The 22,453-nt window shown below is 66.6% G+C and carries 24 protein-coding genes; 12 read left to right on the top strand and 12 right to left on the bottom strand.

Features of this window, described 5'->3' with window-relative positions; translation table 11 throughout:
• Positions 1–212: 212 nt before the first annotated feature.
• The gene (locus tag KQ910_RS14345; protein WP_229600743.1) at positions 213–731 is read left to right on the top strand and encodes a fasciclin domain-containing protein; all 519 of its coding nucleotides are present in this window, start codon (positions 213–215) and stop codon (positions 729–731) included.
• A 147-nt stretch (positions 732–878) separates the two neighbouring features.
• A complete protein-coding gene (locus KQ910_RS14350) occupies positions 879–1,445 on the top strand; it encodes a dihydrofolate reductase family protein (RefSeq protein ID WP_216961414.1) in 567 nt (188 codons plus the stop codon).
• Here the strand turns inward: KQ910_RS14350 and KQ910_RS14355 are convergent.
• Positions 1,442–2,179, bottom strand: a complete 738-nt coding sequence (locus KQ910_RS14355; protein WP_216961418.1) for an MBL fold metallo-hydrolase — start codon at positions 2,177–2,179, stop codon at positions 1,442–1,444. The genes KQ910_RS14350 and KQ910_RS14355 overlap by 4 nt on opposite strands.
• A gap of 3 nt (positions 2,180–2,182) precedes the next feature.
• On the bottom strand, positions 2,183–3,073 hold the full coding sequence (locus tag KQ910_RS14360; RefSeq protein WP_216961421.1) for a TauD/TfdA dioxygenase family protein: 891 nt from the start codon (positions 3,071–3,073) through the stop codon (positions 2,183–2,185).
• Positions 3,074–3,146: 73 nt separating this feature from the next.
• Here KQ910_RS14360 and KQ910_RS14365 point away from each other — a divergent pair, with 73 nt between their 5' ends.
• Positions 3,147–3,710: a chromate transporter gene (locus tag KQ910_RS14365; protein ID WP_216961424.1), complete on the top strand. Its 564-nt coding sequence runs from the start codon at positions 3,147–3,149 to the stop codon at positions 3,708–3,710.
• Entirely contained in the window at positions 3,707–4,237 is a 531-nt protein-coding gene (locus KQ910_RS14370; RefSeq protein ID WP_216961426.1) for a chromate transporter, read from the top strand. Before KQ910_RS14365 ends, KQ910_RS14370 begins: the two co-directional genes overlap by 4 nt.
• 99 nt (positions 4,238–4,336) lie before the next feature.
• On the opposite strand, the gene KQ910_RS14375 is transcribed toward KQ910_RS14370, so the two are convergent.
• On the bottom strand, positions 4,337–5,038 hold the full coding sequence (locus KQ910_RS14375) for a helix-turn-helix transcriptional regulator (RefSeq protein WP_216961429.1): 702 nt from the start codon (positions 5,036–5,038) through the stop codon (positions 4,337–4,339).
• A 94-nt stretch (positions 5,039–5,132) separates the two neighbouring features.
• Here KQ910_RS14375 and KQ910_RS14380 point away from each other — a divergent pair, with 94 nt between their 5' ends.
• The 4 genes from KQ910_RS14380 to KQ910_RS14395 are packed head-to-tail and all read left to right on the top strand — an operon-like array spanning position 5,133 to position 7,414.
• Entirely contained in the window at positions 5,133–5,534 is a 402-nt protein-coding gene (locus tag KQ910_RS14380; protein ID WP_216961432.1) for a RidA family protein, read from the top strand.
• A gap of 19 nt (positions 5,535–5,553) precedes the next feature.
• Positions 5,554–6,390: a DMT family transporter gene (locus KQ910_RS14385; protein WP_216961435.1), complete on the top strand. Its 837-nt coding sequence runs from the start codon at positions 5,554–5,556 to the stop codon at positions 6,388–6,390.
• A gap of 57 nt (positions 6,391–6,447) precedes the next feature.
• Complete coding sequence (locus tag KQ910_RS14390; RefSeq protein ID WP_216961438.1) at positions 6,448–6,756, top strand: ArsR/SmtB family transcription factor; 309 nt, start codon at positions 6,448–6,450, stop codon at positions 6,754–6,756.
• 1 nt (position 6,757) lies between these two features.
• On the top strand, positions 6,758–7,414 hold the full coding sequence (locus KQ910_RS14395; RefSeq protein WP_216961440.1) for a cation efflux transmembrane domain-containing protein: 657 nt from the start codon (positions 6,758–6,760) through the stop codon (positions 7,412–7,414).
• Here KQ910_RS14395 and KQ910_RS14400 read toward each other — a convergent pair.
• From KQ910_RS14400 to KQ910_RS14420, 5 genes are all read right to left on the bottom strand, one after another.
• A complete protein-coding gene (locus KQ910_RS14400; RefSeq protein ID WP_216961445.1) occupies positions 7,393–9,024 on the bottom strand; it encodes a long-chain-fatty-acid--CoA ligase in 1,632 nt (543 codons plus the stop codon). The genes KQ910_RS14395 and KQ910_RS14400 overlap by 22 nt on opposite strands.
• A gap of 13 nt (positions 9,025–9,037) precedes the next feature.
• A complete protein-coding gene (locus KQ910_RS14405; protein ID WP_216961448.1) occupies positions 9,038–10,186 on the bottom strand; it encodes a mandelate racemase/muconate lactonizing enzyme family protein in 1,149 nt (382 codons plus the stop codon).
• A 160-nt stretch (positions 10,187–10,346) separates the two neighbouring features.
• Positions 10,347–10,451: a glyoxalase superfamily protein gene (locus KQ910_RS27235; protein ID WP_369408339.1), complete on the bottom strand. Its 105-nt coding sequence runs from the start codon at positions 10,449–10,451 to the stop codon at positions 10,347–10,349.
• Positions 10,452–10,611: 160 nt separating this feature from the next.
• On the bottom strand, positions 10,612–11,604 hold the full coding sequence (locus KQ910_RS14415) for an isopenicillin N synthase family dioxygenase (RefSeq protein WP_216961450.1): 993 nt from the start codon (positions 11,602–11,604) through the stop codon (positions 10,612–10,614).
• Complete coding sequence (locus KQ910_RS14420) at positions 11,601–12,587, bottom strand: isopenicillin N synthase family dioxygenase (RefSeq protein WP_216961453.1); 987 nt, start codon at positions 12,585–12,587, stop codon at positions 11,601–11,603. Before KQ910_RS14420 ends, KQ910_RS14415 begins: the two co-directional genes overlap by 4 nt.
• A gap of 93 nt (positions 12,588–12,680) precedes the next feature.
• Here KQ910_RS14420 and KQ910_RS14425 point away from each other — a divergent pair, with 93 nt between their 5' ends.
• Complete coding sequence (locus KQ910_RS14425; protein ID WP_229600405.1) at positions 12,681–13,112, top strand: anthrone oxygenase family protein; 432 nt, start codon at positions 12,681–12,683, stop codon at positions 13,110–13,112.
• Between the two features lie 117 nt (positions 13,113–13,229).
• On the opposite strand, the gene KQ910_RS14430 is transcribed toward KQ910_RS14425, so the two are convergent.
• On the bottom strand, positions 13,230–14,861 hold the full coding sequence (locus tag KQ910_RS14430) for a 3-(methylthio)propionyl-CoA ligase (RefSeq protein ID WP_216961456.1): 1,632 nt from the start codon (positions 14,859–14,861) through the stop codon (positions 13,230–13,232).
• Positions 14,862–14,943: 82 nt separating this feature from the next.
• On the opposite strand from KQ910_RS14430, the gene KQ910_RS14435 reads away from it, so the two are divergent.
• The 3 genes from KQ910_RS14435 to KQ910_RS14445 are packed head-to-tail and all read left to right on the top strand — an operon-like array spanning position 14,944 to position 18,999.
• Positions 14,944–16,941, top strand: a complete 1,998-nt coding sequence (locus KQ910_RS14435) for a mechanosensitive ion channel family protein (RefSeq protein ID WP_216961461.1) — start codon at positions 14,944–14,946, stop codon at positions 16,939–16,941.
• 20 nt (positions 16,942–16,961) lie between these two features.
• Positions 16,962–17,912 carry an aldo/keto reductase gene (locus tag KQ910_RS14440; RefSeq protein ID WP_216961464.1) on the top strand — a complete coding sequence of 317 codons (951 nt, stop codon included), beginning with the start codon at positions 16,962–16,964 and terminating at the stop codon, positions 17,910–17,912.
• Positions 17,913–17,925: 13 nt separating this feature from the next.
• Positions 17,926–18,999, top strand: a complete 1,074-nt coding sequence (locus KQ910_RS14445) for an MBL fold metallo-hydrolase (protein ID WP_216961467.1) — start codon at positions 17,926–17,928, stop codon at positions 18,997–18,999.
• A gap of 3 nt (positions 19,000–19,002) precedes the next feature.
• Here KQ910_RS14445 and KQ910_RS14450 read toward each other — a convergent pair whose 3' ends face one another.
• From KQ910_RS14450 to KQ910_RS14460, 3 genes are read right to left on the bottom strand one after another with little or no spacing between them, the layout of a single operon-like run.
• Positions 19,003–19,878 carry an amidohydrolase family protein gene (locus KQ910_RS14450; protein ID WP_216961470.1) on the bottom strand — a complete coding sequence of 292 codons (876 nt, stop codon included), beginning with the start codon at positions 19,876–19,878 and terminating at the stop codon, positions 19,003–19,005.
• Entirely contained in the window at positions 19,875–21,131 is a 1,257-nt protein-coding gene (locus tag KQ910_RS14455) for an MFS transporter (protein WP_216961474.1), read from the bottom strand. The genes KQ910_RS14450 and KQ910_RS14455 overlap by 4 nt, the downstream gene beginning before the upstream one ends.
• Positions 21,132–21,165: 34 nt before the next feature.
• Positions 21,166–22,437 (bottom strand): MFS transporter, encoded by a 1,272-nt coding sequence (locus tag KQ910_RS14460; RefSeq protein WP_216961477.1) that lies wholly within the window; start codon positions 22,435–22,437, stop codon positions 21,166–21,168.
• Positions 22,438–22,453: the final 16 nt, after the last annotated feature.

Here is a 22,453-nt window from a genome sequence, read left to right on the forward strand (position 1 = left end):
AGCGCGATGAACCGGCGCCGAAGCAAGTGCGTACCATACAACGACAAGGCTGCAAGAGATGCGGTCCTGTCAGGCCTTCGGCGAGCGCGCCGCCGTCGGTCGCAACACATGAAGAATCATTCAACTGGAGAAAACCTATGCTCAAGCGTCATACGCTGATTGCAGCCGCGGCCCTGTGCGTTCTGTCCACGGCCCCCGCCTTCGCCCAGACAATGGCTCCCGCCTCCGGCACGGCCTCGACTCCGGCCAATCCGATGGTCGGCGGCGCGCCGATGTATGCCAACAAGAACATCGTCGAGAACGCTGCTGCCTCGAAGGACCACACTACGCTCGTTGCGGCGGTGAAGGCGGCGGGCCTCGTCGAGACCCTCCAGGGTCCAGGCCCGTTCACGGTCTTCGCGCCGACGGATGCGGCCTTCGCCAAGCTTCCGGCGGGCACGGTCGATATGCTGGTGAAGCCAGAGAACAAGGCCAAGCTCACCAAGATCCTGACCTGTCATGTGGTGGCCGCCAATGCGATGTCGCCGGCGATCGCCAAGATGATCGCCGACGACAAGGGTACGCATCCCGTCAAGACCGTGGGCGGCTGCGTGCTCCAGGCCAAGATGATGGGCGACAAGATCACGCTCACTGACGAGAACGGCAACGTCGCCACGGTGACTATCGCCGACGTGAAGCAGTCGAACGGCGTCATCCACGTGATCGACACGGTCCTCCTGCCGAAGGGCTAGGACGTCCCCCAGTCCTTCGCAGGACGGCAGCGGCGGGGCTTTTCCCCGCCGCTGTCATTTGCGCTAGGGTATCCGCATCCATTCGTCCGGGCGTCCGTTGTCCGGAATGCGCCCGAGTCGGCGCACGATGTTGTTGGAGGCGGATACATGGTCACGAAGCGACCGCGCATCGAGGGATTCGCCATCATTTCCAGCGAGGGCATGATCGCGGCTTCGGACGGCTCGTTTCCGGAGAACCTCAAGATTCCGGCAGACCACAAGTTCTACCAGGACTCCGTCGATCGGGCCGCCGCCGTCGCCAACGGCCGACACTCGTCCGAGGGGGGACCCAAGGAAGCAGCGCGCCGGCGCATCATCCTGACGCGGCGGGTCGAGCGCGTGATCGCCGATCCCGACAATGCCAACGCCGTGCTCTGGAACCCGGCCTCGGCTCCGTTCGAGGAGGCATGGCTCAAGCTCAACCTCGAGAACGGCACCCTGGCCGTCGTCGGTGGTACCGACGTGTTCGGCCTGTTCCTCAACATCGGCTACGACTCGTTCTTCCTCACACGTGCCGACGCCAGCGTCCCGCGCGGCCGCCCGGTGTTTCCCGGCGTCGGCAGGAATGCGACACCCGAAGAAGTGCTGCAGAAGCATGGCATGGTCCTGCGCGAGACGCGCATGCTCGACGCCGCCACCAATACGCGGGTCGAGGAGTGGGTCCCGAAGGGCTAAAAGTCGACGACCAGCCCGTCGTGCGCCGCTTCGAGCGCGATTTCGGAACCGCGGCCCAGGAGCTCGGCGCTCATGTGAGTGACGATCGTACGCTTGGCGCCGATCTGCGGCAGATGGTTGACCAGCGTGGTGTAGTCGATGTGGTACTTCATCACCTTGTCGAAGAAGTAGGCCTCGCAGATGAAGAGGTCGGCGTCGCGGGCCGCGGGGATCAATTCCTCCACCCATTCGGTGTCGCCCGAATAGGTGAGCACCTTTCCTTCGGTCTCGATGCGCAGGGCGTAGGAGGGGGCTCCGCTATAGTGGTTCATCAGGTAAGGCGTGACGGCGAGCCCGTTCGTCTCGACCCGCTCATGCAGCTCCAACTCGCGGATCTCCAGTTCGAACTTGCGCTGCACCTGGGTCGAGCCCGCGAACATCGCCTCCATGATCGTCATGAGACGGTCGCGAAACCCAGGTGGACCGGCCAGCAGCAGAGGCGCAGTGCGGCGGCTGACGAGCTGGGCGTCGAGCAGGAAGAAGGGCAGGCCTGCGAAATGATCGCCGTGCAGGTGGCTCACCAGTACCGTCGAGATCGCATTGGGCTCGACCTCCCATTTGCGGATGGCGACCATGGAGGAGGCACCGCAGTCCACCAGCAGGTTGCCGTGCGCCATGCGCTCGAGGTGGAAACAGGTATTGAACCGTCCGCCGCTGCCGAAGGCATCGCCGGAGCCGAGGAACTGGAGCCGCATGGATTAGGGTGCCTGCTCCAGGCTCGAGACCGAGTTGGTGAGCGTGGTGCGGCGCATGTCGCGCACTTCGGCCGAATTGAACCGGCGGGCGCGGTGCATGGTGGCGCGGTTGTCCCACATTACCAGGTCATGCGGCCGCCACACATGGGCATAGACGAACTGCCGTTGGGTGGCGTGCTCGGTGAGGTCACGCAGGAAGGCGCGCGCCTCGGGCATCGGCCAGCCCTCGATGCCGCCGGCATGGCTGGCGAGATAGAGCGACAGGCGGCCCGAGCCGGGATGGCGGCGCACGAGACGCTGGCGCACCGGCGCCCACTTCACGCGCTCGGCCTCGGTGAAGTCTTCGAAGCCCAGCATGCCGCGCGAGAAGATCTGGCTGTGCAGGCAGATGAGATCGTGCACCTCCCGCTTCTCGGCGTCGCTCAGTGCATCGTAGGCAGCGCGCATGTCGGCGAACTCGGTGTTGCCGCCGGCCGACGGGATCGTGCGCGCCGACAGCAGCGAATAGAGGGCCGGTACGTCCTTGAACGAGCTGTCGGAGTGCCAGAGCTGGTTGCCCAGGCTGAACAGGCGGCGGCGGTCGTCGCGCGCAAGCACGTTGCCGTGGCGGTCGAGATTGGAAATGTCGTTCAGGTCCATGCTCATGCGCCGTTCCTCCGGCGGCATGATGTCTCCGGTGGCCTGTTCGAGCGGCCCGAGCTGGCGGCTGAAGGCGAGCTGGCTCTCGTCGTCGAGCTTCTGGTCGCGGAACACCAGCACGCCGTACTGGTTCATCCCGTCGTGGATGAAGGCGACTTCCTCGTCGCTGAGGCGATGGGTGAGGTCGATGCCCCAGACTTCGCCGGCGAAGAACGGACGGTCCTGCGGATCGAGGGGGCGAATGGCTTTGCTCATGGTCCCGAGAGGCTAGCCCGGAAGCCGATGAACCGCGAGGCGCGACGGCGGCATTTTGCTATGTTGGCTCGCAATGCAGCATGACCCGTCCGTTCCGCCGCGCCGCAACATCGGCAAGGCGGAGCTCTTCTTCGGCTTCCTCAAGATCGGACTTCTGGGCTTTGGCGGCATCGCGCCGTGGGCACGCCATATCATCGTCGAGGAAAAGCGCTGGCTCACCGATCGGGAATTCGCCGAACTCCTGGGCGTCGGGCAGGTGCTGCCCGGCCCGAACGTGATGAACGCCTCCATTCTCATCGGCGACCGCAACCAGGGCCTGATCGGCGTGGCGCTCTGCCTGCTGGGGCAGTTGGTGATGCCCTTGATTATCGTGGTGGCGCTCGCCGTCTTCTACGATCGCGTCGCCTCGGTGCCCGAGGTCAACGCGGCGCTTATCGGGGCGGCGGCCGCCTCCGCCGGCCTGGTGCTGGGTACGGCGCTGAAGATGGTGCGCAACATCCGGCCGACCCTGCTGCCGCTCGGCATCGGCGCGGCGGGCTTCGCGGCGATCGGCCTGCTGCGCTGGCCGCTGGTGCCCGTCGTGCTTGTCCTGGTGCCGCTGGCCATCGCCGCCACCTGGCTGGGGCGCCGCAAATGACCGGCGTGCTCGTCGAACTGGCCCGCACGTTCGCGACCCTTTCGCTGGTCTCGATCGGCGGCATCAACGCGCTGCTGCCCGAGATCCACCGGCAGGTCGTCGACGTCCATGGCTGGATGACCGACCAGGCCTTTGCCAGCGCCTTCGCCATCGCCAATGCCTCGCCCGGTCCCAACATCATCTTCGTCAGCCTGATCGGCTGGCAGGTCGCGGGTCTGCCGGGCCTGCTGGTCTCGACCCTCGCCATCCTGATTCCGTCCAGCACGCTCGCCTATTTCGCCGGCCGTGCCCTCACGCGCTGGTCACATCATCCGGCCGTCGCGGTACTGCGCGACGCGCTGATCCCCGTCGCGCTCGGCCTGATGCTGGCCTCCGGCGTTTCCATGATGCGTACCGTCGACCGCGACGTCGTCACGGTCCTGATCAGCCTTGCGACGGCCGCCTTCGTCTATACGACCCGTCGCAATCCGCTGTGGGCGCTGGCGGCAGGCGCACTCGTCAACGTGGCGGCGCTGCATCTCTTCTAACTGTCGTCGTGAGCGAAATAGCTGTCGTCCGGAGCGCAGCGAAGGGCCTTGCGGAACGACCGAAGTACACCTTAACGAACGCCAGATCGTTCGCTTCGCTCAGGATGACAGCGGAGCAGGCCGCACCTTCGGCAGTTCCGACCACTCGCGGAACAGGCGGCCGTTGTCCTGGTCGAAGAGTTCGTCCAGCACCTTCGACGACTGGATGCGCTCCACGCGGAAGTTGCGATAGCCGTTGCGCAGCTCGCACCAGGCGCCGACCAGCGTGACGTCGACATAGTAGGCCATGGCGATCGGCCAGACGGTGCGGTTGGTTCGCCGGCCCTTCTCGTCGACATAGGCGATGTGGAGTTTGCGGCTGTCGCGGATCGCGCTCCGCACGTCGGCAAGATCGACTCCCTGGGGTTCGACCGTGTCCCCGGGCGAGACATAGACCGGCGTCTCGGTGAGTTGGCGGCGCAGTGCCTCCGGCAGCACCACCGTCACCTTGGAGAAGACGCTGTCGGCAGCCTCCTGCAGCTTGGTGTCACGCAAACGTCGAACGAGGCGGGCGCCGATGGCGATGGCTTCCACCTCGTCGGCGGTGAACATCAGCGGTGGCAGGTCGAAACTCTTGCGCAGCACGTAGCCGATGCCGGCGGCCCCATCGATCGGGACGCGGCGAGCCTGCAGGGTGGCGATGTCGCGATAGATGGTGCGGGGCGTCACTTCGAGTTCGCGCGCGATCGTTGCGGCGGTCACCGGCCCTGTGGCGGTGCGCAGATGCTGGATGATGTCGAACAGGCGATCGGAGCGTCGCATCAGGCCCATTTTATGGGCCTATTTCACTGCTGACACAACGTTGTCAGGAGGGCGTCGCTAGGGTGTCCGATCTTCCGGAGCGATGGAGAAATTGGTGCCCCGAATAGATACATCCATACCGCGCGTGCCGGCGCTCACCCCGGTCGCTCAACGCAACACGGTGCCGACCCAGCCGGTCTTCCGCGCCGACGACTTGGCCTATGTCTCTGGCCTGCCGCCGATGAATCCAGAGACCGGCGCCTATGACACCCTGCCGATCGACGCGCCGCCGCGGCGGATGCTCGACCATCTAAGATCGTGTTGGGAGCCGACGGGCTCGGCGTTGAAGCGCCTCGTGAGGCGCAACGTCTCCTGTTCGAACCCGGCCTATTTCGCGGCCATCGAGATGGGTCCCAAGTATTTCGGCGCTCCCAGGCCGGCGCGCATCTTCATGTACACCTTGGGCTGGTTAGGGCCCTTCGATCTCGGGATCCACCGTGTCGCCCTCACGAACTAGGCAAGCCCTCGTCGGAGCGGTGCTGCTCGCGGCGTCGGCCGTGGCCTATTCCAGCGGCGGCTTCTACACCCGGCTGATCGACCTCGACGCCTGGACGATGCTGTTCTGGCGCGGTCTGTTCGGCGGAATGTTTCTGGCCGGCATGGTGGCCTGGCGGGAGCGGGGGCGGGTCGGGTCGGCGGTTTTCGCGATCGGCCGCGACGGGCTGCTGATCGCGCTCGGCTCTGCGCTGGCGACGGTGTGCTTCCTGAATGCGCTGCGCCTCTCGACGGTGGCGGACGTGCTCGTGATCGATGCCACGATCCCCTTCGTGACGGCGGGCATCGCCTGGCTGGTGCTTCGAGAGCGCGAGGACTGGGTCACGCTGGCTGCGACCATTGCCGCCGCGGGCGGCGTCGCGATGATGATGGGCGCGGTCGGGGCGGAGGGCCGCCTGCCGGGTAACCTGCTTGCCTTCGGCATGGTCGTGCTGATGTCGTGCGTGCTGGTGTTGATCCGGCGCCATCCTGGGGTGAGCATGCTGCCGGCGGTCGGCCTCTCGGCGTTCCTGTGCGCGCTGATCGTGTTGCCCTTCGCGCGGCCGCTCTCGGTGAGCGGGGAGGAGCTGTTGCTGCTGGCGTTGTTCGGGGCCAGCCAGTTCGGTCTCGGCCTGTTGCTGCTGGCACTGGGCACGCCGCTGGTTTCGGCGACGCGCGGTGCGCTGATCGGCGTGCTGCAGACGCCGCTCGGAATCCTCTGGGTCTGGCTGGCCTTCGGCGAGACGCCGGGGCTTGCCACGCTGGGCGGCGGCTTCATTGTCGTCGCGGCGGTCGTTTGCGACATCGCCATCCGTCGCCCACAGGAGGAGATAACGTAACGAATCCAGTGGGTTGACGGGCGTGCTGATCAACCATACATTTGAACAGTTGTTCAAATGTCGAAAGTAAAGAAAACCCTCCTGTCCGACGACCACGCGGTGGCGCTGGCCGACCTGTTCCGGCTGCTGGGCGATCCGACCCGGCTCAAGATCGTGGTCTCCTGCCTGCGGGCACCGCTTGCGGTCTCGGACATCGCCGACCGGCTCGGCCTCTCGGTGTCGCTGGTGAGTCATCACCTGCGGCTCCTCAAGGGGGCGCGCCTGGTGCGGGCGGACCGGCAGGGCAAGCAGGTCTACTACGAGGCCGACGATCTCCATGTCCGCCGCATGGTCGAGGACATGGTCACTCACATAGCGGAGCATTGAGATGAGCGCCGGTTGCTGCGATCACGGTCACGAGCACGCCGGTGCCGCGGCGTCCTCGCCTGCCTACAAGCGCATCCTGTGGATCGCGCTGGCGGTGAACCTCGCCATGTTCGTCATCGAGATCGGCGCCGGCGTGGCCGCGCAGTCGGTCTCGCTGCTGGCCGATTCGCTCGACTTCCTGGGCGACGCCGGCAATTACGGCATCAGCCTGTTCGTGCTGGGCATGGCGATCCGGTGGCGCGCCCGCGCTTCGCTGCTGAAGGCCGCCAGCATGGGGGCGTTCGGCCTGTGGGTGGCGATCACCACCATCAACCACACGATGGCGGGCACCGTGCCGGCGGCGCCGGTGATGGGGATCGTCGGCGCGCTGGCGCTGGCCGCAAACTTCGGCGTGGCGCTGCTGCTCTATCGCTGGCGCGAGGGCGACAGCAACATGCGCTCGGTCTGGATCTGCACGCGCAACGATGCGATCGGCAACGTGGCCGTGCTGGCCGCCGCGGCGGGGGTGTTCGGCTCGGGTACCGGCTGGCCGGACTATCTCGTCGCGGCGATCATGTCCGGCCTGGCCCTGATGGGCGCCTTCCAGGTGACGCGCCAGGCGATTGCCGAGCTGCGTCAGTTCCGGAAAGGTACCCTTCAGGCGGTCGGGAGCCTGTAGCTCTCGAACTGCTTGCGCAGGGCGGTCTTGAGGATCTTGCCGGTGGCGCCGTGCGGGATGGCGTCGATGAACTGCACGTCGTCCGGCATCCACCACTTGGCGATCTTGCCCTCGAGGAACTTCAGCACGTCGGCCTTCTCGACGGCGGCCTCCGGGCGGCGAACGACGATGAGGAGCGGGCGCTCGTCCCACTTGGGGTGAGCGACGCCGATCACTGCCGCCTCGGCGACTCCAGGGCAGCCCATGGCGGCGTTCTCGAGATCGATCGAGCTGATCCACTCGCCGCCCGACTTGATCACGTCCTTAGAACGGTCGGTGATGACCACGGAGCCGTCTGTTTCGATCTTGCAGACGTCGCCGGTATGAAACCAGTCGTCCTCGACGAACTGGTTCCTGCCGTCGCCCTTCATGTAGCCCTTCACGATCCACGGACCGCGCACGACCATGTTGCCGGAGACGCTGCCGTCGTGCGGCAGGTCGTTGCCGGCATCGTCGACGATCTTCATCTCGCAGCCGAACACCGGGCGGCCCTGCTTGGCGGTGATGGCGAAGCGGTCGGCGTCGGGCAGGTCGCGCTCGCCCCTGTTGAACCGGGTCAGCGTGCCGAGCGGGCTCATCTCGGTCATGCCCCAGCCCTGGGCGACCTCGACCTCGTGTTCCTTCCAGAAGCGCTCGATCATCGCGTAGGGCACGGCCGAACCGCCGATCAGCGTGCGCTTGACCGACGACATCTTGAGCTTGTTCTGCTGGCAGTAGTCGAGCAGCGCCAGCCATACCGTGGGCACGCCGGCCGACAGCGTCACCTGCTCCTTGTCGAGCAGCTCGTAGATGCTGGCGCCGTCGAGCTTGAAGCCCGGGAAGACCAGCTTGGTGCCGCAGAAGGGGCCGGCATAGACGAGGCCCCAGGCGTTGGCATGGAACATCGGCACGACGGGCAGGATGGTGGTGTCGGGATCGAGCGCCAGCACCGGTCCCGAGCACATCATCATCGAGTGGATCATCGTCGAGCGGTGCGAGTAGAGCACACCCTTCGGATTGCCGGTGGTACCCGACGTGTAGCAGAGCGACGAGGCCGTCTTCTCGTCGAACTCGGGCCACTTGAGCGTGCCGGGCTTGTCGGCGATCAGCTCCTCGTAGCAGAGCAGTTTCGGGATCTTGGCCGAGGTCGGCATGTGGGCGCGGTCGGTCATGACCACGATGTGCTTCACGGTCTTGAGCTGGTCGTAGACGGCCTCGACGACCGGCACGAGGTTCAGGTCGACGAAGATGATCTGGTCCTCGGCATGGTTGGCGATGTAGGCAACATGCTCGGGCGCCAGGCGCGGGTTCAGCGTGTGCAGCACCGCGCCGATGCCGGAGATGCCGAAATAGAGCTCGAAATGGCGATAGGTGTTCCAGGCGATGGTGCCGACCCGGTCGCCGAGCTTGATGCCCAGACCCTGCAGGGCTTCCGCCAGCTGCTTGGCCCGCTTGTGCGCGTCCTTGTACCCGTAGCGGTGGATCGGCCCCTCGACGGTGCGCGTCACGATCTCGACGTCGGGATAGGCGGCGGCCGCATAGTCGATGATCTGCGAGATCAACAGCGGACGGTCTTGCATCAAACCCTGCATGGCGTTCCCTCTTTTACGCGTGCCGCTCGATATGAAGGCTTCTTAGGGTTAGGAGCGGCTTGATGTCCGGTTCTAGACCGAGTCCTTGCCCGCCGGGAAGGCTGACGCTTCCGTCACGCACCGAAAAAACGTCATGCAGGATGCCTTCGCGCAGCGGATTGGGATTGGCGTCGACTTCCAAAAGGCCGGGGCCACGTACGGCGGCCAGCAGGTGCAACGAATGGATGAGCCCGATCCCGCCGCCCAGGAAGTGCGGACAAAAGGTCCGGCCGGCGGCGAGGGCAGCGCGGGCTACCGGCAGGCAGCCCGAATGGCCGCCCCATTTGGCCGCGTCCGGCTGGATCACGCCGAACAGGCCGCTGTCGATCGCTTCCTGGAAAGGACCGGCGCCGCGCAGGTTTTCGCCGGCCGCAAGCCGGGTCGGCGCCACCGCGGCGACCTGCGTCCACTCGGCGAGCGGCCGGTCGGCCATTAATGGCTCCTCGATCCAGCCCGGTCCAAACTCGGCGAGCTTCGGCACCATCGCGCAGGCGGTGCGCAGGTCCCAGCCCTGATTGGCGTCGACCATCAGCCGTTCCCCGGCCCGCAGCTCTTGGGCGACCGGGCGCAGCGAGCCGAGATCGGTCTCCTCGCCGAAGCCTACCTTGACCTTGAAAGCGTGATAACCCGAAGCACGCATGCGGCCCACCGTGTCGTAGGCGGCGCGGCCGGGATTAAGGCCCGACGCGTAGACCGGGACCGGTCCATCGTCGGTGCCGCCCAGCGCGCGCCACAGCGGCAGGCCGCGCTTGCGCGCGCGCAGGTCGTGGATCGCGAGGTCGAGGCCCGCGGCCGCGGCGGAGAGGGCGCCGGCGTCTCCGCTCTGCACGCGCAGCACATGCAGTGCGCGGTCGATCTCGCTCCACAGGTTGACCGGGTCGTCGAGCGACTTGCCGAGCGCCCGTGGCGCCACGATGTCGGCGAAAAGAAGTGCGCGATGCTCGGCGGCTGCGTTGGGGAAGTTGCACCAGATCTCGCCCCAGCCGCGCGCGCCGTCGGAATCCTCGACGCGCACGAACACGGCGGCCCGTTCGGTCATGGTGCCGAAGGAGGTGCGGACCGGCTCCGCGATGGGGGTGCGGAAGACGTGGGCTTCGACGCGGGCGAGGGTTGCCCCGCTCATATTCACATGGTCCTCCCGAGCCCCGGCTTTCCGCCGGTGACGCGGGAAGTCTAGTCTTTCGTTTCGCTGAAGGTAAGCTTGTTGGCGAACGGGTCGGTCATGGTCACCGTGCGGGCACCCCAGGCTGGTCCTCGAGGCCCGGACGCGCGTAGCGATACTTCTATTCCGTGAGTTCGCGGTGAAGCGCCTCGATACCCTTCGTCTGGATCATCATCGCTGCACCCGGCGCGCCATCGCCGTGATGCTCGGTGAAATGGAGCACCACGCCGGCACGGGAGATCTGCGCGTAGACCGGTGCCTTGTGTCGTCGAAGCGATGCTCCCAGTTCCAGGTGAAGCCCAGGAAGTCGAGTTAGAACTTCCTGGCCTTGGCGACATCGAAGATGCGTTGAATGGGGATGACGGGGCCGAGCTTCGTCGCGTCGCTCAGTCGGCGGCTTTTGCGTCGGCGTTCAGCAGGTCGTAGGTCCGCTTCTGATACTCGACCATGTAGTCGGTGTACGAGGTCGTCGGGTATTTCGGCGGTCTGTCGGGACCTACCGTGGTCGGCACGGCGGCGATCGGCCAGTCGATGGTGTTGTCGCAGAAGAAGGCCAGCGCATAGCGCTCGCCGCCGCTGCGGTTGACGGCGCGATGCGGCGTGGCGAGGCAGACATCGTTGGTCCAGCGCTGCAACATCTGCCCGCCGTTCACGAGGTAGGCGTCGGGCAGGACGGGCGCCTCGATCCAATGCCCGTCCCGGCTGCGGATCGACAGGCCGGACACCTCGTTGGGCGCCAACAGGGTGAGGAAGCTCGTGTCGGTGTGGGGGGCAATGCCGAACTCATCGTCCGCAAGGGCCGGCTGATTCGGATAATGCGTCATGCGCAGCTTGTATTGCGGCTCGGCGAAGGGCGCGTCGAAGTATGTCGGGGGCAGGCCGAGGGCGCGGGCATAGAGCGGCACCAGCCTGCGAACCAGCCGCTCCATGGTGTCGCAATAGGCGACGACGGCCTCGCGAAAGCCCGGCAGGTCCGACGGCCACCGGTTGGCGCTGCGGAAGCGGCGGTCGGCCACGACGTCGGGATGGTCAGCCGGGAGATCGCGCGCGACGAAGAAGGCTTCGTTGAGATTTGGTTTGGTGACGGCCTGGACCGTGGATGTGCGCAGCGTATCGCCCCGCATCGGCAGGTAGCCGACATTGTGCTTGTCGATCCTGACTTCCATCTTCCGGTCCGGCGGCAAGGCATGAAACCGCGCCGCCTGATGGAAGGTGTTTCGGATCAGGTCCGGCGCCACGCCGTGATTGACGATGAAATAAAAGCCGACTTCGGTCAGCGCTGCGCGAAGCTCCCGGGCAGCGCGTTCGATCGCTTCGGGTTGGCCCGCAAGACAGGAGCCGAGATCGATGATCGGGATGTCGTCGGCGCGCGGGCTCATTCGGCGGCCTGCTGGGCCTCCGTGTTGAGCACGTCGTAGTTCCGCTTCAGGTACCAGGTCATGTAGTCGCTGTACCAGGTGGTGGGATACTTCGGCGGCTTGTCGGGACCGACCGTGGTCGGCACGGCGGCGACCGGCCAGTCGATGCCGCTGTCGCAGAAGAAGGGCAAGGCATAGCGCGCGCCGGCCGTCTTGTTGATGGCGCGGTGCGGCGTCGCCAGGAAGAGATCGTTGGTGTAGCGCTGCAGCATCTGGCCGCCGTTCACGACATAGGCATTGTCGATCGCCGGCATGTCGATCCAGGAGCCGCTCTGGCTGCGGATCGACAGTCCCTGCACCTCGTTGGGCGCCAGCAGGGTGAGGAAGCTGGTGTCGGTGTGCGGCGCCAGGCCGAACTCGTCGTCGATCGGTCCTTCCTGTGGCGGATAGTGCGTCATGCGCATCGAGAACATCGGCTCGGAGAAGGCGGTGTCGAAGTAGTTGGCCGGCAGGTCGAGCGCGCGGGCGTAGAGCCGGACCATCTTCTGGACCAGTCGCTCCATCTCGTTGCAGTAGTCGATCACCGTGTCGCGGAAGCCCGGGAGGTCGGGCCAGCGGTTCAGGCCACGGAAGCGGCGGCCCGACAGGACGTCGGGATGGTCCGGCGCCATCTCGCGCTTCACGAAGAAGGCCTCGTTGAGATTGGCCTTGGTGCCGGTCTGGACGGTCGAGGTACGCAGCGTGTTGCCGCGCATCGGCAGGTAGCCGGTATTGTGTTGGTCGAGCTTCAACTCGAGCTTCTTCTCGACCGGCTGGTCGTGGAAGCGCTTCACTTCGGCGAACATGCCGGCGATCTTCTCGCGCGCGATGCCGTGGTTCACGATGAAGTAGAAGCCGATTTCGGTCAGCGCGAAGCGCAGTTCCTTGGCGGTGCGGTCCATCGCACCGGGCTCGCCCGCGAGATAGGGCCCGAGATCGATGACGGGAATCGTTTCGGTTGCCACGGTCTGCTCCTCCTCGGGCTCCCTATTCGGCCCGGAAACGACGATAATGCCGCCGAAGCGCCGCGGTCCAGCGCGCGGACGGAAGGAATTTCGATGGTGTTCGGTATCCTGGCCCTGGTGACGGCGGCACTGTTCGCCGGTGCGGCCTTCTATGTGAGTTTCGCCGAGCATCCGGCTCGCTCTGAACTCGACGATCGCGCGCAGCTCCAGCAGTGGAAGCCGTCCTACAAACGCGGCACGCTCATGCAGGGTACGCTGGCCGCCCTTGGCTTGGTGCTGGGCCTTGCCGCCTGGTGGCAGAGCCGCGACGAACTCTACATCGTCGGCGCCATCCTGATGGGGGCCAACTGGGCCTACACGGCGCTGATGATCATGCCGGTTAACAACGAGCTGAAGGCGATCGCGCTCGACGATGCCGGTGAGGAGAGCCACACGCTGCTGCGCCGTTGGGGCAAGCTCCACGTCAAGCGCACGATGCTGGGCACCGGCGCGACGTTGCTGTTCCTCTGGGCGGCGTTGAGTTGAGATTGCCGTCGTCCCGACCGGAGCCTCGCGAAGCGAGGCGGAGTGGAGGGACCTGCTTTCCTCGGCTGCCGAAGCAGAAAAGAGGTCCCTCGACTGCGCTCGGGACGACGGAGGTTCCTACGCTGTCGGCAGCTTGTAGTCCTTGAAGTCCTCGCGCAGGCGGGTCTTCAGGATCTTGCCGGTGGCGGTGTGCGGGATCGCCTCGACGAACTGGACGTCGTCGGGCAGCCACCACTTTGCCACCTTTGTCGCCAGGAACTCGACCAGCTCCTTCTTGTCGATCTGCGCGTCGGGCTTCTTGTGGACGATCAGCAGCGGTCGCTCGTCCCACTTGGGATGCGCGATGCCGATGACGGCTGCCTCGGCGACACCCGGATGGGCCATGGCGGCGTTCTCGAGGTCGATCGAGCTGATCCATTCGCCGCCCGACTTGATCACATCCTTGGAACGGTCGGTGATCTGCATGTAGCCGTCGGGATCGATGGTCGCGACATCGCCGGTGGCGAACCAGCCGCCTTCACGCAGCACCTCGCCGCCTTCGCCCTTGAAGTAGCCCGAGGTGATCCACGGGCCGCGCACCAGCAGGTCGCCGAAGGCCTTGCCGTCGCGCGGCAGTTCCTTGCCGGCATCGTCGACGATCGTCATATCGACGCCATAGGGTGGGCGGCCCTGCTTCAGGCGCACCTCCAGCAGTTCCTGAGGCGACAGGCGCTGATGCTTCTCCTTGGGATGGTTCACCGTGCCGAGCGGGCTCATCTCGCTCATGCCCCAGGCGTGCAGGACCTCGACGCCATAATCCTTGTCGAAGGTCTCGATCATGGCGGGCGGCGCGGCCGAGCCGCCGATCACGGCGTACTTCACGGTCGACAGCTTGAGGTCGTTGGCCTTCATGTGGTTCAGCAGGGCGAGCCACACGGTCGGCACGCCGGCGGTGAAGGTGACGCGCTCCTTCTCGAAAAGCTCGTGCAGGCTGGCGCCATCGAGCGCGACGCCCGGGAAGACCAGCTTGGCGCCGACCAGGGCGGCCGAGTAGGGCAGGCCCCACGCATTGACGTGGAACATCGGCACCACCGGCAGCACCACCGAGCGCGCCGAGAGGTTCAGCGTGTCGGGCAGCGCCGCGCCATAGGCGTGCAGGATGGTCGAACGATGATGGTAGAGCACACCCTTCGGATTGCCCGTCGTGCCCGACGTGTAGCAGAGAGACGAGGCCGTGCGTTCGTCGAACTCCGGCCATTCGTAGGTGCCGGGCTTGTCGGCGATCAGCTCCTCGTAGACCAGCAGGTTGGGGATGTTGCAGTCCTTGGGGAGATGCGCGCGGTCGGTCATCGCCACGACATGGCGCACACCCTTCATCTGCGGCAGCAGCTTCTCGACCGCCGGCAGCAGGTTGAGGTCGACGAAGAGGAGCTGATCCTCGGCGTGGTTCACGATGTAGACGATCTGCTCGGGAAAGAGCCGCGGATTGATCGTGTGGCAGACCGCACCCATGCCGGAGATGCCGTAGTAGAGTTCGAAGTGGCGGTAGCCGTTCCAGGCCAGCGTGCCGATGCGGTCGCCGGTCTTGATGCCGAGCGCGAGCAGCGCCTCGGCCACCTTCTTCGCGCGCTTGTTGGCGTCGCGGTAGGTGTAGCGGTGGATCGGCCCTTCGACGGTGCGGGAGACGATCTCGGTGTCGCCGTGGTTGAGGGCGGCATGCTCGATGAGCTGCGAAATCAGAAGCGGGCGGTCCTGCATGAGGCCGAGCATCGGGCGTCTCTCCTGTCGTGTCGTCTGGCGGCTGGTTGCCAATTGGCTTAGGTTTGCCGGGACATTCTTTGGGGGAAAATCGATGAAACGGTCAAGCAGCGGCAGCGCCTCTGCAATCAGCGGGCTCGTCGGTGTCTGGGCGTTCCCCGCGGCGGCGCAGGCCGTGACGGCCGGCGAGGGGGCGGCGGCAAGCTTCCTCATGCTGATGACCGAGCGGTTCGAGTTTACCTTCGCCCAACTTCCCGCACTCGGCGCGCACCTCCTTGCCCTGCCGCAGGTCGTCGGCGGCCGAACCGCCTTGCTGCTGGTCGGAATTGTCGTGGCAGGCCTCGTTGCCGAAGGCATCGCGCGCCTGATCCTGAGCCGCGCTCGCGTCAGCGCCTTCGACCGCCTGGCCAGCAAGACGCCGCTGCGTGCCTTCTTGCGTGCCCTTCTGCTCGACGTCCTGGCCCTGGTCGCGCTGGCCGTCGCCGGCCGGCTCGTTCTGGGCCAGCTTGGCACGCCCGATAGCGTGGCCGGCAAGCTTGGCTCGCTGGTGCTTCATACGCTCGTCTATTGGCGCGGGTTCAATCTGGTGTTCCGGGCCTTCCTGCGCCCCAGCACGCCTGAAGGCCGCATAGCGCCGGTCGACGATGGCGCGGCGCGGCGTCTGCTCGTCGCCCTCAACCTCGTGGTTCTGCTGCCGATGCTGGCAAGTCTCGCGGCGCGCGCCCTCGCAGCGACGGGCGCCAACCGCGAGATCACCAGTGCCGCCATCATGCTCTACGTGCCCGTGATCGCCGTGCTGCTGCTGTTGATCGTGTGGCGCTACCGCCTGGACATGGCGGCCTGGCTCACGGCGATGGTCCCTTCGACGGGCTTCAGCCGCCAGCTCAAGCTCGATGCGGCCCGCAACTGGTGGATGGCGGGCCTCGCCTTCTATGCGCTGCTGGGACTGGCGGCCGTCTATGCCGCCCTGACGGAGAGCGGTACCGCCGCCCGCGGCATGGCCACCATCGAGTCGGCGTTGGTCGCCCTGCTACTGTTCGAGACGCTGATGCATCGCATCACGCGCCACATCGTCTCCGAACTGCCGATGGCGGGCGACGTGGTCGCCGATTGCGTGCGCCTGCTTGTTCGCCTCTATGTGGCGATCCTGGTCGCCGAGGCGCTGATGGTCCGCGTGCTCGCCGCCGCCACGCCCGAGGAATGGGGCCCCCACGACCGCGGCGCCAAGATCGCGGCGCTGAGCGCCGTCGCGATCTACGCCGGCTGGCGGTTCCTGAAGTACCGCATGGATTCCTACATCGCCTCCAACCCGTTGCCTTCGGCGGATGTGTCGGGCGATTCTGAGGAGGACGTGCAGGTCGCGGCTTCGCGTCTTCGCACTCTCATGCCGCTGCTGCGCGTCGTTGCCGGCGCGACCATCGCCGTCGTCGGCGGACTGCTCGTCCTGTCGGAACTCGGCGTCAACATCACGCCGCTGATCGCCGGCGCCTCGGTGTTCGGCCTCGCCGTGTCCTTCGGCAGCCAGTCGCTGGTGCGGGACATCGTGTCGGGCATCTTCTTCCTCGCCGAGGATTCCTTCCGCATCGGAGAGTATGTCGACTGCAGCAAGGTCAAGGGCACGGTCGAGGGGTTCAGCGTGCGCTCGCTGAAGCTGCGCCACCAGAACGGCCAGCTCCACATCGTGCCGTTCGGCCAGGTCGGTCACATCACGAACTTCAGCCGCGACTGGACCGTCGTGAAGTTCAATATCGCCTTCGCCAACGGCACCGACGTCGAGCTGCTGCGCAAGACGGTCAAGAAGATCGGCCTGCAGATGATGGAGGAGCCGACCTTCAAGCCCATCCTGCTGCAACCGCTCAAGATGCAGGGCGTCGTCGACATCAAGGACAACTCGCTGATCGTGCGCTTCAAGTTCATGGCGCGCCCGAAGAATCCGACCATGGTCCAGCGCATGGCGATCCGGCGCATGTACGACCAGTTCCCGGCACTCGGCATCCAGTTCGCTACGGGTAACAACTATCTGTTCCCCGTGCCGGCGACGCCGTCCGTGCCGCCGCAGGCCGCCGAGGCCGCACCCAAGGCCGCCGAATGAATATCCAAAGGAGTGACAGGATGCAGAAGCGCAAACTCGGGAAGTCCGACCTCGAATTCGTCCCCATCGCGTTCGGCGGCAACGTGTTCGGCTGGACGGCCGACGAGGCGACCTCGCACCGGCTGCTCGACGCCTTCGTCGATGGCGGCTTCTCGTTCGTCGATACCGCCGATGTCTATTCGCGCTGGTTTCCGGGCAACAAGGGCGGCGAGAGCGAGACCGTGATCGGCACCTGGCTGAAGAAGGATCCGGCCAAGCGCGACAGGATCGTGCTCGCCACCAAGTGCGGCATGGGCCTGCCGAGCGGCGCGCTGTCGGCCAAGAACATCAGGGAGTCGGTCGACGCCTCGCTTCAGCGGCTCAACACCGACCGCATCGATCTCTTCCAGTCGCACAAGGATGACAAGGACACGCCGCAGGAGGAGACCCTCTCGACCTATGGCGAGCTGGTGAAGGCCGGCAAGATCCGCTTCATCGGCGCCTCCAACTTCGACGCGCCACGCCTGGCCGAGGCCGCGAAGATCTCGAAGGAAAAGGGACTGCCCCGCTACGAGAGCCTGCAGCCGCATTACAATCTCATGGAGCGCGGCCTGTTCGAGGGCGCGCTCGAGGACGAATGCCTGAAGGAGGGGATCGGCGTGATCCCCTATTATTCACTGGCCAGCGGATTCCTGACGGGCAAGTACCGGTCGGAAGCGGATGTCGGCAGCGTCCAGCGCGGCGCGGGCGTGAAGAAGTACATCAATCCCAAGGGCATGGCGGTGCTGAAGGCGCTCGACGATGCCGCCGCCAGGACACATGCCACGCTGGCGCAGGTGTCGCTCGCCTGGCTGCTGCACCGCAAGTCGATCACCGCGCCGATCGTCAGTGCGACCAGCCTGAAGCAGCTCGACGACGTGCTCAACGCGACCACGCTGGAGCTCGATCCGGAATCGCTGGCCGCGATCGACACGGCGAGCGCGCCGGCTTGAGGAGTAGCGACCGATGCTCGTCTTTCGCCAACTCTTCGACCCGACCTCGTCGACCTACACCTACCTGCTCGGCTGCAGCGTCTCGAAAGAGGCGCTGCTGATCGATCCGGTCTTCGAGCAGGCGCGACGCGACGCGGCGCTGATCGGCGAGCTTGGCCTCACGCTGAAATGGACGCTCGACACCCACGTCCATGCCGACCATGTGACCGGGGCCTGGCTGCTGAAGCAGCGGCTGGGCAGCGGGATTGCGCTTTCGGCGGCGTCGGGCGCGGCTGGTGCCGACCGGCTGCTCCAGGACGGCGACCGCGTCGAATTCGGCCGCCGCGCGCTCGAAGTGCGGTCGACGCCCGGCCACACGTCGGGGTGCGTTACCTACGTGCTCGACGACGAGAGCATGGCCTTCACCGGCGACTGCATCCTGATCCGCGGATCCGGTCGCACCGACTTCCAGCAGGGCGATCCGCGCGCGCTCTATCGTTCCGTGCGCTCACGCATCTTCGCGTTGCCGGAGAGCTGTCTTCTCTACCCGGCGCACGACTATCGCGGCCTCACGGTCAGCAGCGTGATCGAGGAGAAGAAGTTCAATCCCCGGCTGGGCGGCGAGGTCGGCGAGAACGACTATGTCGGCTACATGAAGAACCTCGATCTGCCTCATCCGAAGAAGATCGACGAGGCCGTGCCCGCCAACCTGCGCTGCGGCCAGCCGGGAAATACGGCGGGCGTGCCGGCAGAGCCCGCGTGGGCGCCGCTGCGTTTCACCTTCGGCGGCGTCTGGGAAGTCGAGCCGCACTGGCTGGAGGAGCACCTCTCGGAGGTGAACGTGGTCGACGTTCGCGAACAGGCCGAGTTTTCGGGTCCGCTGGGGCACATTCGCGGCGCCACGCTCGTCCCCTTGGGCGAGCTTGCAGTGCGCGCCAAGGACCTGCCGACGGACAAGCCGATCGTTGCCGTCTGCCGCGCCGGCAGCCGCTCCGCGCACGCAACGGCCATCCTTCAGAAGGCTGGCCTTGCCGACGTCGCCAACCTTCCGGGCGGCATGCTGCGCTGGCGCGCCGAGGGCCGGGCCGTGGAGGGCGGGGCGGCGTAGGCGTCAGAACCCGTAAAGCTTCGACGGCGTGTCGATCAGGATGGTGCGCCGGGTCGCCTCGTTCGGCACCCAGTCCTCGAACGTCTTGAGCGTCGTCGGATAGGTCGTCACGCGGTTGAGGCCGGTGTCGGTGTGCGGCCAGTCGCTGGCCCACATCAGGCGCCCGGGACCGAAGGCGTCGAGCAGCATCGGCGCCGCCTGGCGTGCGCGTTCGGGCCCGACGCGATAGGCGCCGCTCAGTACGACGAACACGCGACCGGTCCTCGCGCTTTCCAGCAGCGCCTTGAAGCCGGGATCGCGCGCTGGACCCAGCGTGCGGTCGAACATGCCGTAGTGCGGGATCACCACCCTGTGGCCGCCGTCGAGCAGGAACGGCAGCATGTCGGGCAGGCGCTTGCTCTCGACATAGAGGTGAATCGGCCAGTCGCGTTTCAGCGCTTCGCCCAGCATGTCGGAATAGGCCGACCATTGCGGCGTCGGCAGGCCCAAGATCGGGAAGCGAAGCCCGCGCACGCCGATCCGCGCCATTTCCTCCCAGTCCTCGGGGCGCGTCTCGACCGAGGGCGAGATCCACGGCACGCCGCGGAAGCGCTGCGGCTCGGCCTTCAGCGCGCCGAAGAGATAGGAATTGTCGAAGCCCAGGAAGGAGGGCTGCAGCAGCACCGCCCGGCCGACGCCGTTGGCCTCCGCGAGCGCCAGCAGCGTCTGCCATGAGGCGTCGTAGTCGGGCGCATAGCGGGCATCGACGGCGAGCTTGAGGCCGCGCACGAAGGCGTGCGTATGGGCGTCGACCCTGGCTGAGGACGCGGCGCGCGCGGAACCGGCGAGTGCGCTCGCCGCAAGCGCCAGCGGCCCGAGCGCGCGTCGTGTGAGCCTCACGGCGGCAGGGTCGCGTCGCGCGACGTCTCGCGGAAGGTGAGGAGCGTGGCGATCGAGACGGCGGCGGCGGCCATGAACAGCCAGGCCGGGCTGAGATCGACTCCCGTGCGAGCGACGAGCCAGGCGGCGGTGAGCGGCGTCAGGCCGCCGATGACGCCGAAGGCGATATTGTAGCCCAGCGACACCGCCGTACAGCGGACGCGCCCCGCCACCGCCTCGGTCAGGATCGAGGGGATGATGCCGAGTCCCATGCCGGCCGGGATCACCAGGGCGAGTTGTCCCACGAGAATCAGCGCCGGGTCGGGATGATGCATCAGCCACAGGCAAGGCACCGCGCCGACGAAGCCCAACGCCATTGCCGTCAGCATGAGCGGTCGCCGCCCCACGCGGTCCGACAGCCAGCCGGATGCGAGCATTACCGGCAGCAGGAAGAACATGCTCGCCGTATTGATCTCCAGCGCGCGCGCCGGAGCGATGCCGTCGACATCCTGCAGCCAGGTCACGACGTAGAGGAACATCAGGTAGAAGCCGACGGCATTGAAGATCGTGATGCCGGCCACCCGCATCACGGCGCGGCCATGGTGGCGCAGCGTCTCCACCAACGGCGAGCCATGGCCCGACTGCGGCGGCGTTTCCTCGACGAGAACCTTGCGGATCCACCAGCCGACGACGCCGAGCACGAGGCCCAGCAGGAACGGGATACGCCAGCCCCAGGCGGCCAGTGCATCGGCCGGCAGGACGGCGGCGAAGGCGGCGCCGATCGCCGAGCCCAGCAGGAAGCCGCCGGTTGCCGCCAGCGAGCAGAAACTGCCGACCAGGCCGCGGCGGCCGGGCGGCGCCTGCTCGACCAGGAAGACCATCGAGGTCGTGGCCTCGCCGCCGACCGACAGGCCCTGGATCATCCGGAGCAGCGTCAGCAGGATCGGTGCGGCCATTCCAAGCGTCGCGTAGCCCGGCAACAGGCCGACCAGGAAAGTCGGCACGGCCATCGCGGCGATCGAGAAGGTAAGGGCGGCGCGGCGGCCGTAGCGGTCGCCGATGTGGCCGACCACCATGCCGCCGAGCGGCCGCATCAGGTAGCCCAGCGCGAAGATGCCGAAGGCGGCCAGTACCTGGGCGACCGGACTCTCCGCGGGGAAGAAGACGCGGCCGATGGTGGCCGCGAAGTAGCCGTAGATTGCGAAATCGTACCATTCGAGCAGGTTGCCGATGGTGCCGGCGGCGACGATGCGCCGTGTGCTGGGCGGGGTCATTGCGACCGACTATGCATGAGACGACGAAACGGCGTCACGTCTTCGGAGCGACCGTGGAGGGGGCGTCGGCCAGCCCGGTCCTGTCGGGAAACGAGGCGGTGGCGACGAAGGAAATTACCGCCGCCGCCATGACGAGGAAGGCGGGGCTGAGGTCGTTGTCGGTTCGGTGGATCAGCCAGGTCGCCGCGAGCGGCGCGAGCCCTCCCAGGATGCCCGCCGGGAGATTGAAGGCCAGTGCCACCGCCGTGCAGCGGATTGGGGCGGGGGTCGCTTCCACCATGAAGGCCGGTTCGATGCCGAATACGGTGCCGATGATGAGAACGAAGCCCAGTTCGCCGGCGAGGACCAGGAGGGGATCGGTGTGGTGCATGAGCCAGAACAGCGGTACCGCGCCGACCAGGGCCACCGCCATCGCGCCGAGGAGCAGCTTCCGCCGTCCGATCCGGTCGCTCAACCAGCCTGCGGAAAGGTAGATGGGGAGAGCTGCAGCCATGGCAATCGAGCTGAAGCCCAGGGCGCGCACCGGCGAGACCCCGTCGACGAACTGCAGCCAGCTCACCAGGTAGAGGAAGACGATGAAGAACGTCACGGCGCCCAGCGAGGCCATGCACGCCAGGCGCGCCAACAGCGGAAGATGGTGGTTGAACACCTCCCGCACCGGGGCCGCCACGATACCGGAGTCTCTGGGGGGCTCCGGCACGCCCCGGCGCAACCAGAGGCCCATCAACCCGACCGGAAGGCCGAGCAGGAACGGCAGCCTCCAGCCCCAGTCCTGCAGAATGTCCGGCGGCGTCACGGCGGTGAGGAGTGCGCCGGATGCCGATCCGAGGAGGAGGCCGGCCGCCCCGCCGCCGGTCGCCATCGCGCCGGCCAGGCCACGCCTGCGCGCGCCTGCATGCTCGATCATGAAGATGAAGGCGGTCGGGCACTCGCCACCCAGCGACAGGCCCTGCACCATGCGCAGGAGCGTCAGGAGCAGGGGAGCCGCCATTCCCAGGGTCTCGTAGCCGGGCAGGATTCCCACGAGAAAGGTCGAGAAGGCCATCGCCGTCATCGAAACGGTGAGCGCGGCGCGCCGGCCGTAACGGTCGCCGATACTACCCGACAGAAGGCTCCCCAGCGGCCGCATCAGGCAGCCTATGGCGAACACACCGAAGGTCGACAGCAGCTGCGCCACCGGATCCTGGTGCGGAAAGAAGGCCTGGCCGATGGTGATCGCGAAATAGCCGTAGATCGCGAAATCGAACCATTCGAGGACATTTCCGATAGCGCTGGCGCCGACGATGCGGGCCTTCTCGGGAAACACGGTGGCCCCCGGCGCG

Origin of the sequence: Reyranella humidisoli, assembly GCF_019039055.1 — a bacterium.
GTDB lineage: Bacteria > Pseudomonadota > Alphaproteobacteria > Reyranellales > Reyranellaceae > Reyranella > Reyranella humidisoli.

Bases quoted from the DNA above. Each gene is read 5' to 3' on its own strand.
- KQ910_RS14345 (WP_229600743.1), top strand. From the start codon at position 213: ATGGCTCCCGCCTCCGGCACGGCCTCGACTCCGGCCAATCCGATGGTC.
- KQ910_RS14350 (WP_216961414.1), top strand. From the start codon at position 879: ATGGTCACGAAGCGACCGCGCATCGAGGGATTCGCCATCATTTCCAGC.
- KQ910_RS14355 (WP_216961418.1), bottom strand. From the start codon at position 2,179: ATGCGGCTCCAGTTCCTCGGCTCCGGCGATGCCTTCGGCAGCGGCGGA.
- KQ910_RS14360 (WP_216961421.1), bottom strand. From the start codon at position 3,073: ATGAGCAAAGCCATTCGCCCCCTCGATCCGCAGGACCGTCCGTTCTTC.
- KQ910_RS14365 (WP_216961424.1), top strand. From the start codon at position 3,147: ATGCAGCATGACCCGTCCGTTCCGCCGCGCCGCAACATCGGCAAGGCG.
- KQ910_RS14370 (WP_216961426.1), top strand. From the start codon at position 3,707: ATGACCGGCGTGCTCGTCGAACTGGCCCGCACGTTCGCGACCCTTTCG.
- KQ910_RS14375 (WP_216961429.1), bottom strand. From the start codon at position 5,038: ATGCGACGCTCCGATCGCCTGTTCGACATCATCCAGCATCTGCGCACC.
- KQ910_RS14390 (WP_216961438.1), top strand. From the start codon at position 6,448: ATGTCGAAAGTAAAGAAAACCCTCCTGTCCGACGACCACGCGGTGGCG.
- KQ910_RS14395 (WP_216961440.1), top strand. From the start codon at position 6,758: ATGAGCGCCGGTTGCTGCGATCACGGTCACGAGCACGCCGGTGCCGCG.
- KQ910_RS14400 (WP_216961445.1), bottom strand. From the start codon at position 9,024: ATGCAGGGTTTGATGCAAGACCGTCCGCTGTTGATCTCGCAGATCATC.
- KQ910_RS14405 (WP_216961448.1), bottom strand. From the start codon at position 10,186: ATGAGCGGGGCAACCCTCGCCCGCGTCGAAGCCCACGTCTTCCGCACC.
- KQ910_RS14415 (WP_216961450.1), bottom strand. From the start codon at position 11,604: ATGAGCCCGCGCGCCGACGACATCCCGATCATCGATCTCGGCTCCTGT.
- KQ910_RS14425 (WP_229600405.1), top strand. From the start codon at position 12,681: ATGGTGTTCGGTATCCTGGCCCTGGTGACGGCGGCACTGTTCGCCGGT.
- KQ910_RS14430 (WP_216961456.1), bottom strand. From the start codon at position 14,861: ATGCTCGGCCTCATGCAGGACCGCCCGCTTCTGATTTCGCAGCTCATC.
- KQ910_RS14435 (WP_216961461.1), top strand. From the start codon at position 14,944: ATGAAACGGTCAAGCAGCGGCAGCGCCTCTGCAATCAGCGGGCTCGTC.
- KQ910_RS14440 (WP_216961464.1), top strand. From the start codon at position 16,962: ATGCAGAAGCGCAAACTCGGGAAGTCCGACCTCGAATTCGTCCCCATC.
- KQ910_RS14445 (WP_216961467.1), top strand. From the start codon at position 17,926: ATGCTCGTCTTTCGCCAACTCTTCGACCCGACCTCGTCGACCTACACC.
- KQ910_RS14455 (WP_216961474.1), bottom strand. From the start codon at position 21,131: ATGACCCCGCCCAGCACACGGCGCATCGTCGCCGCCGGCACCATCGGC.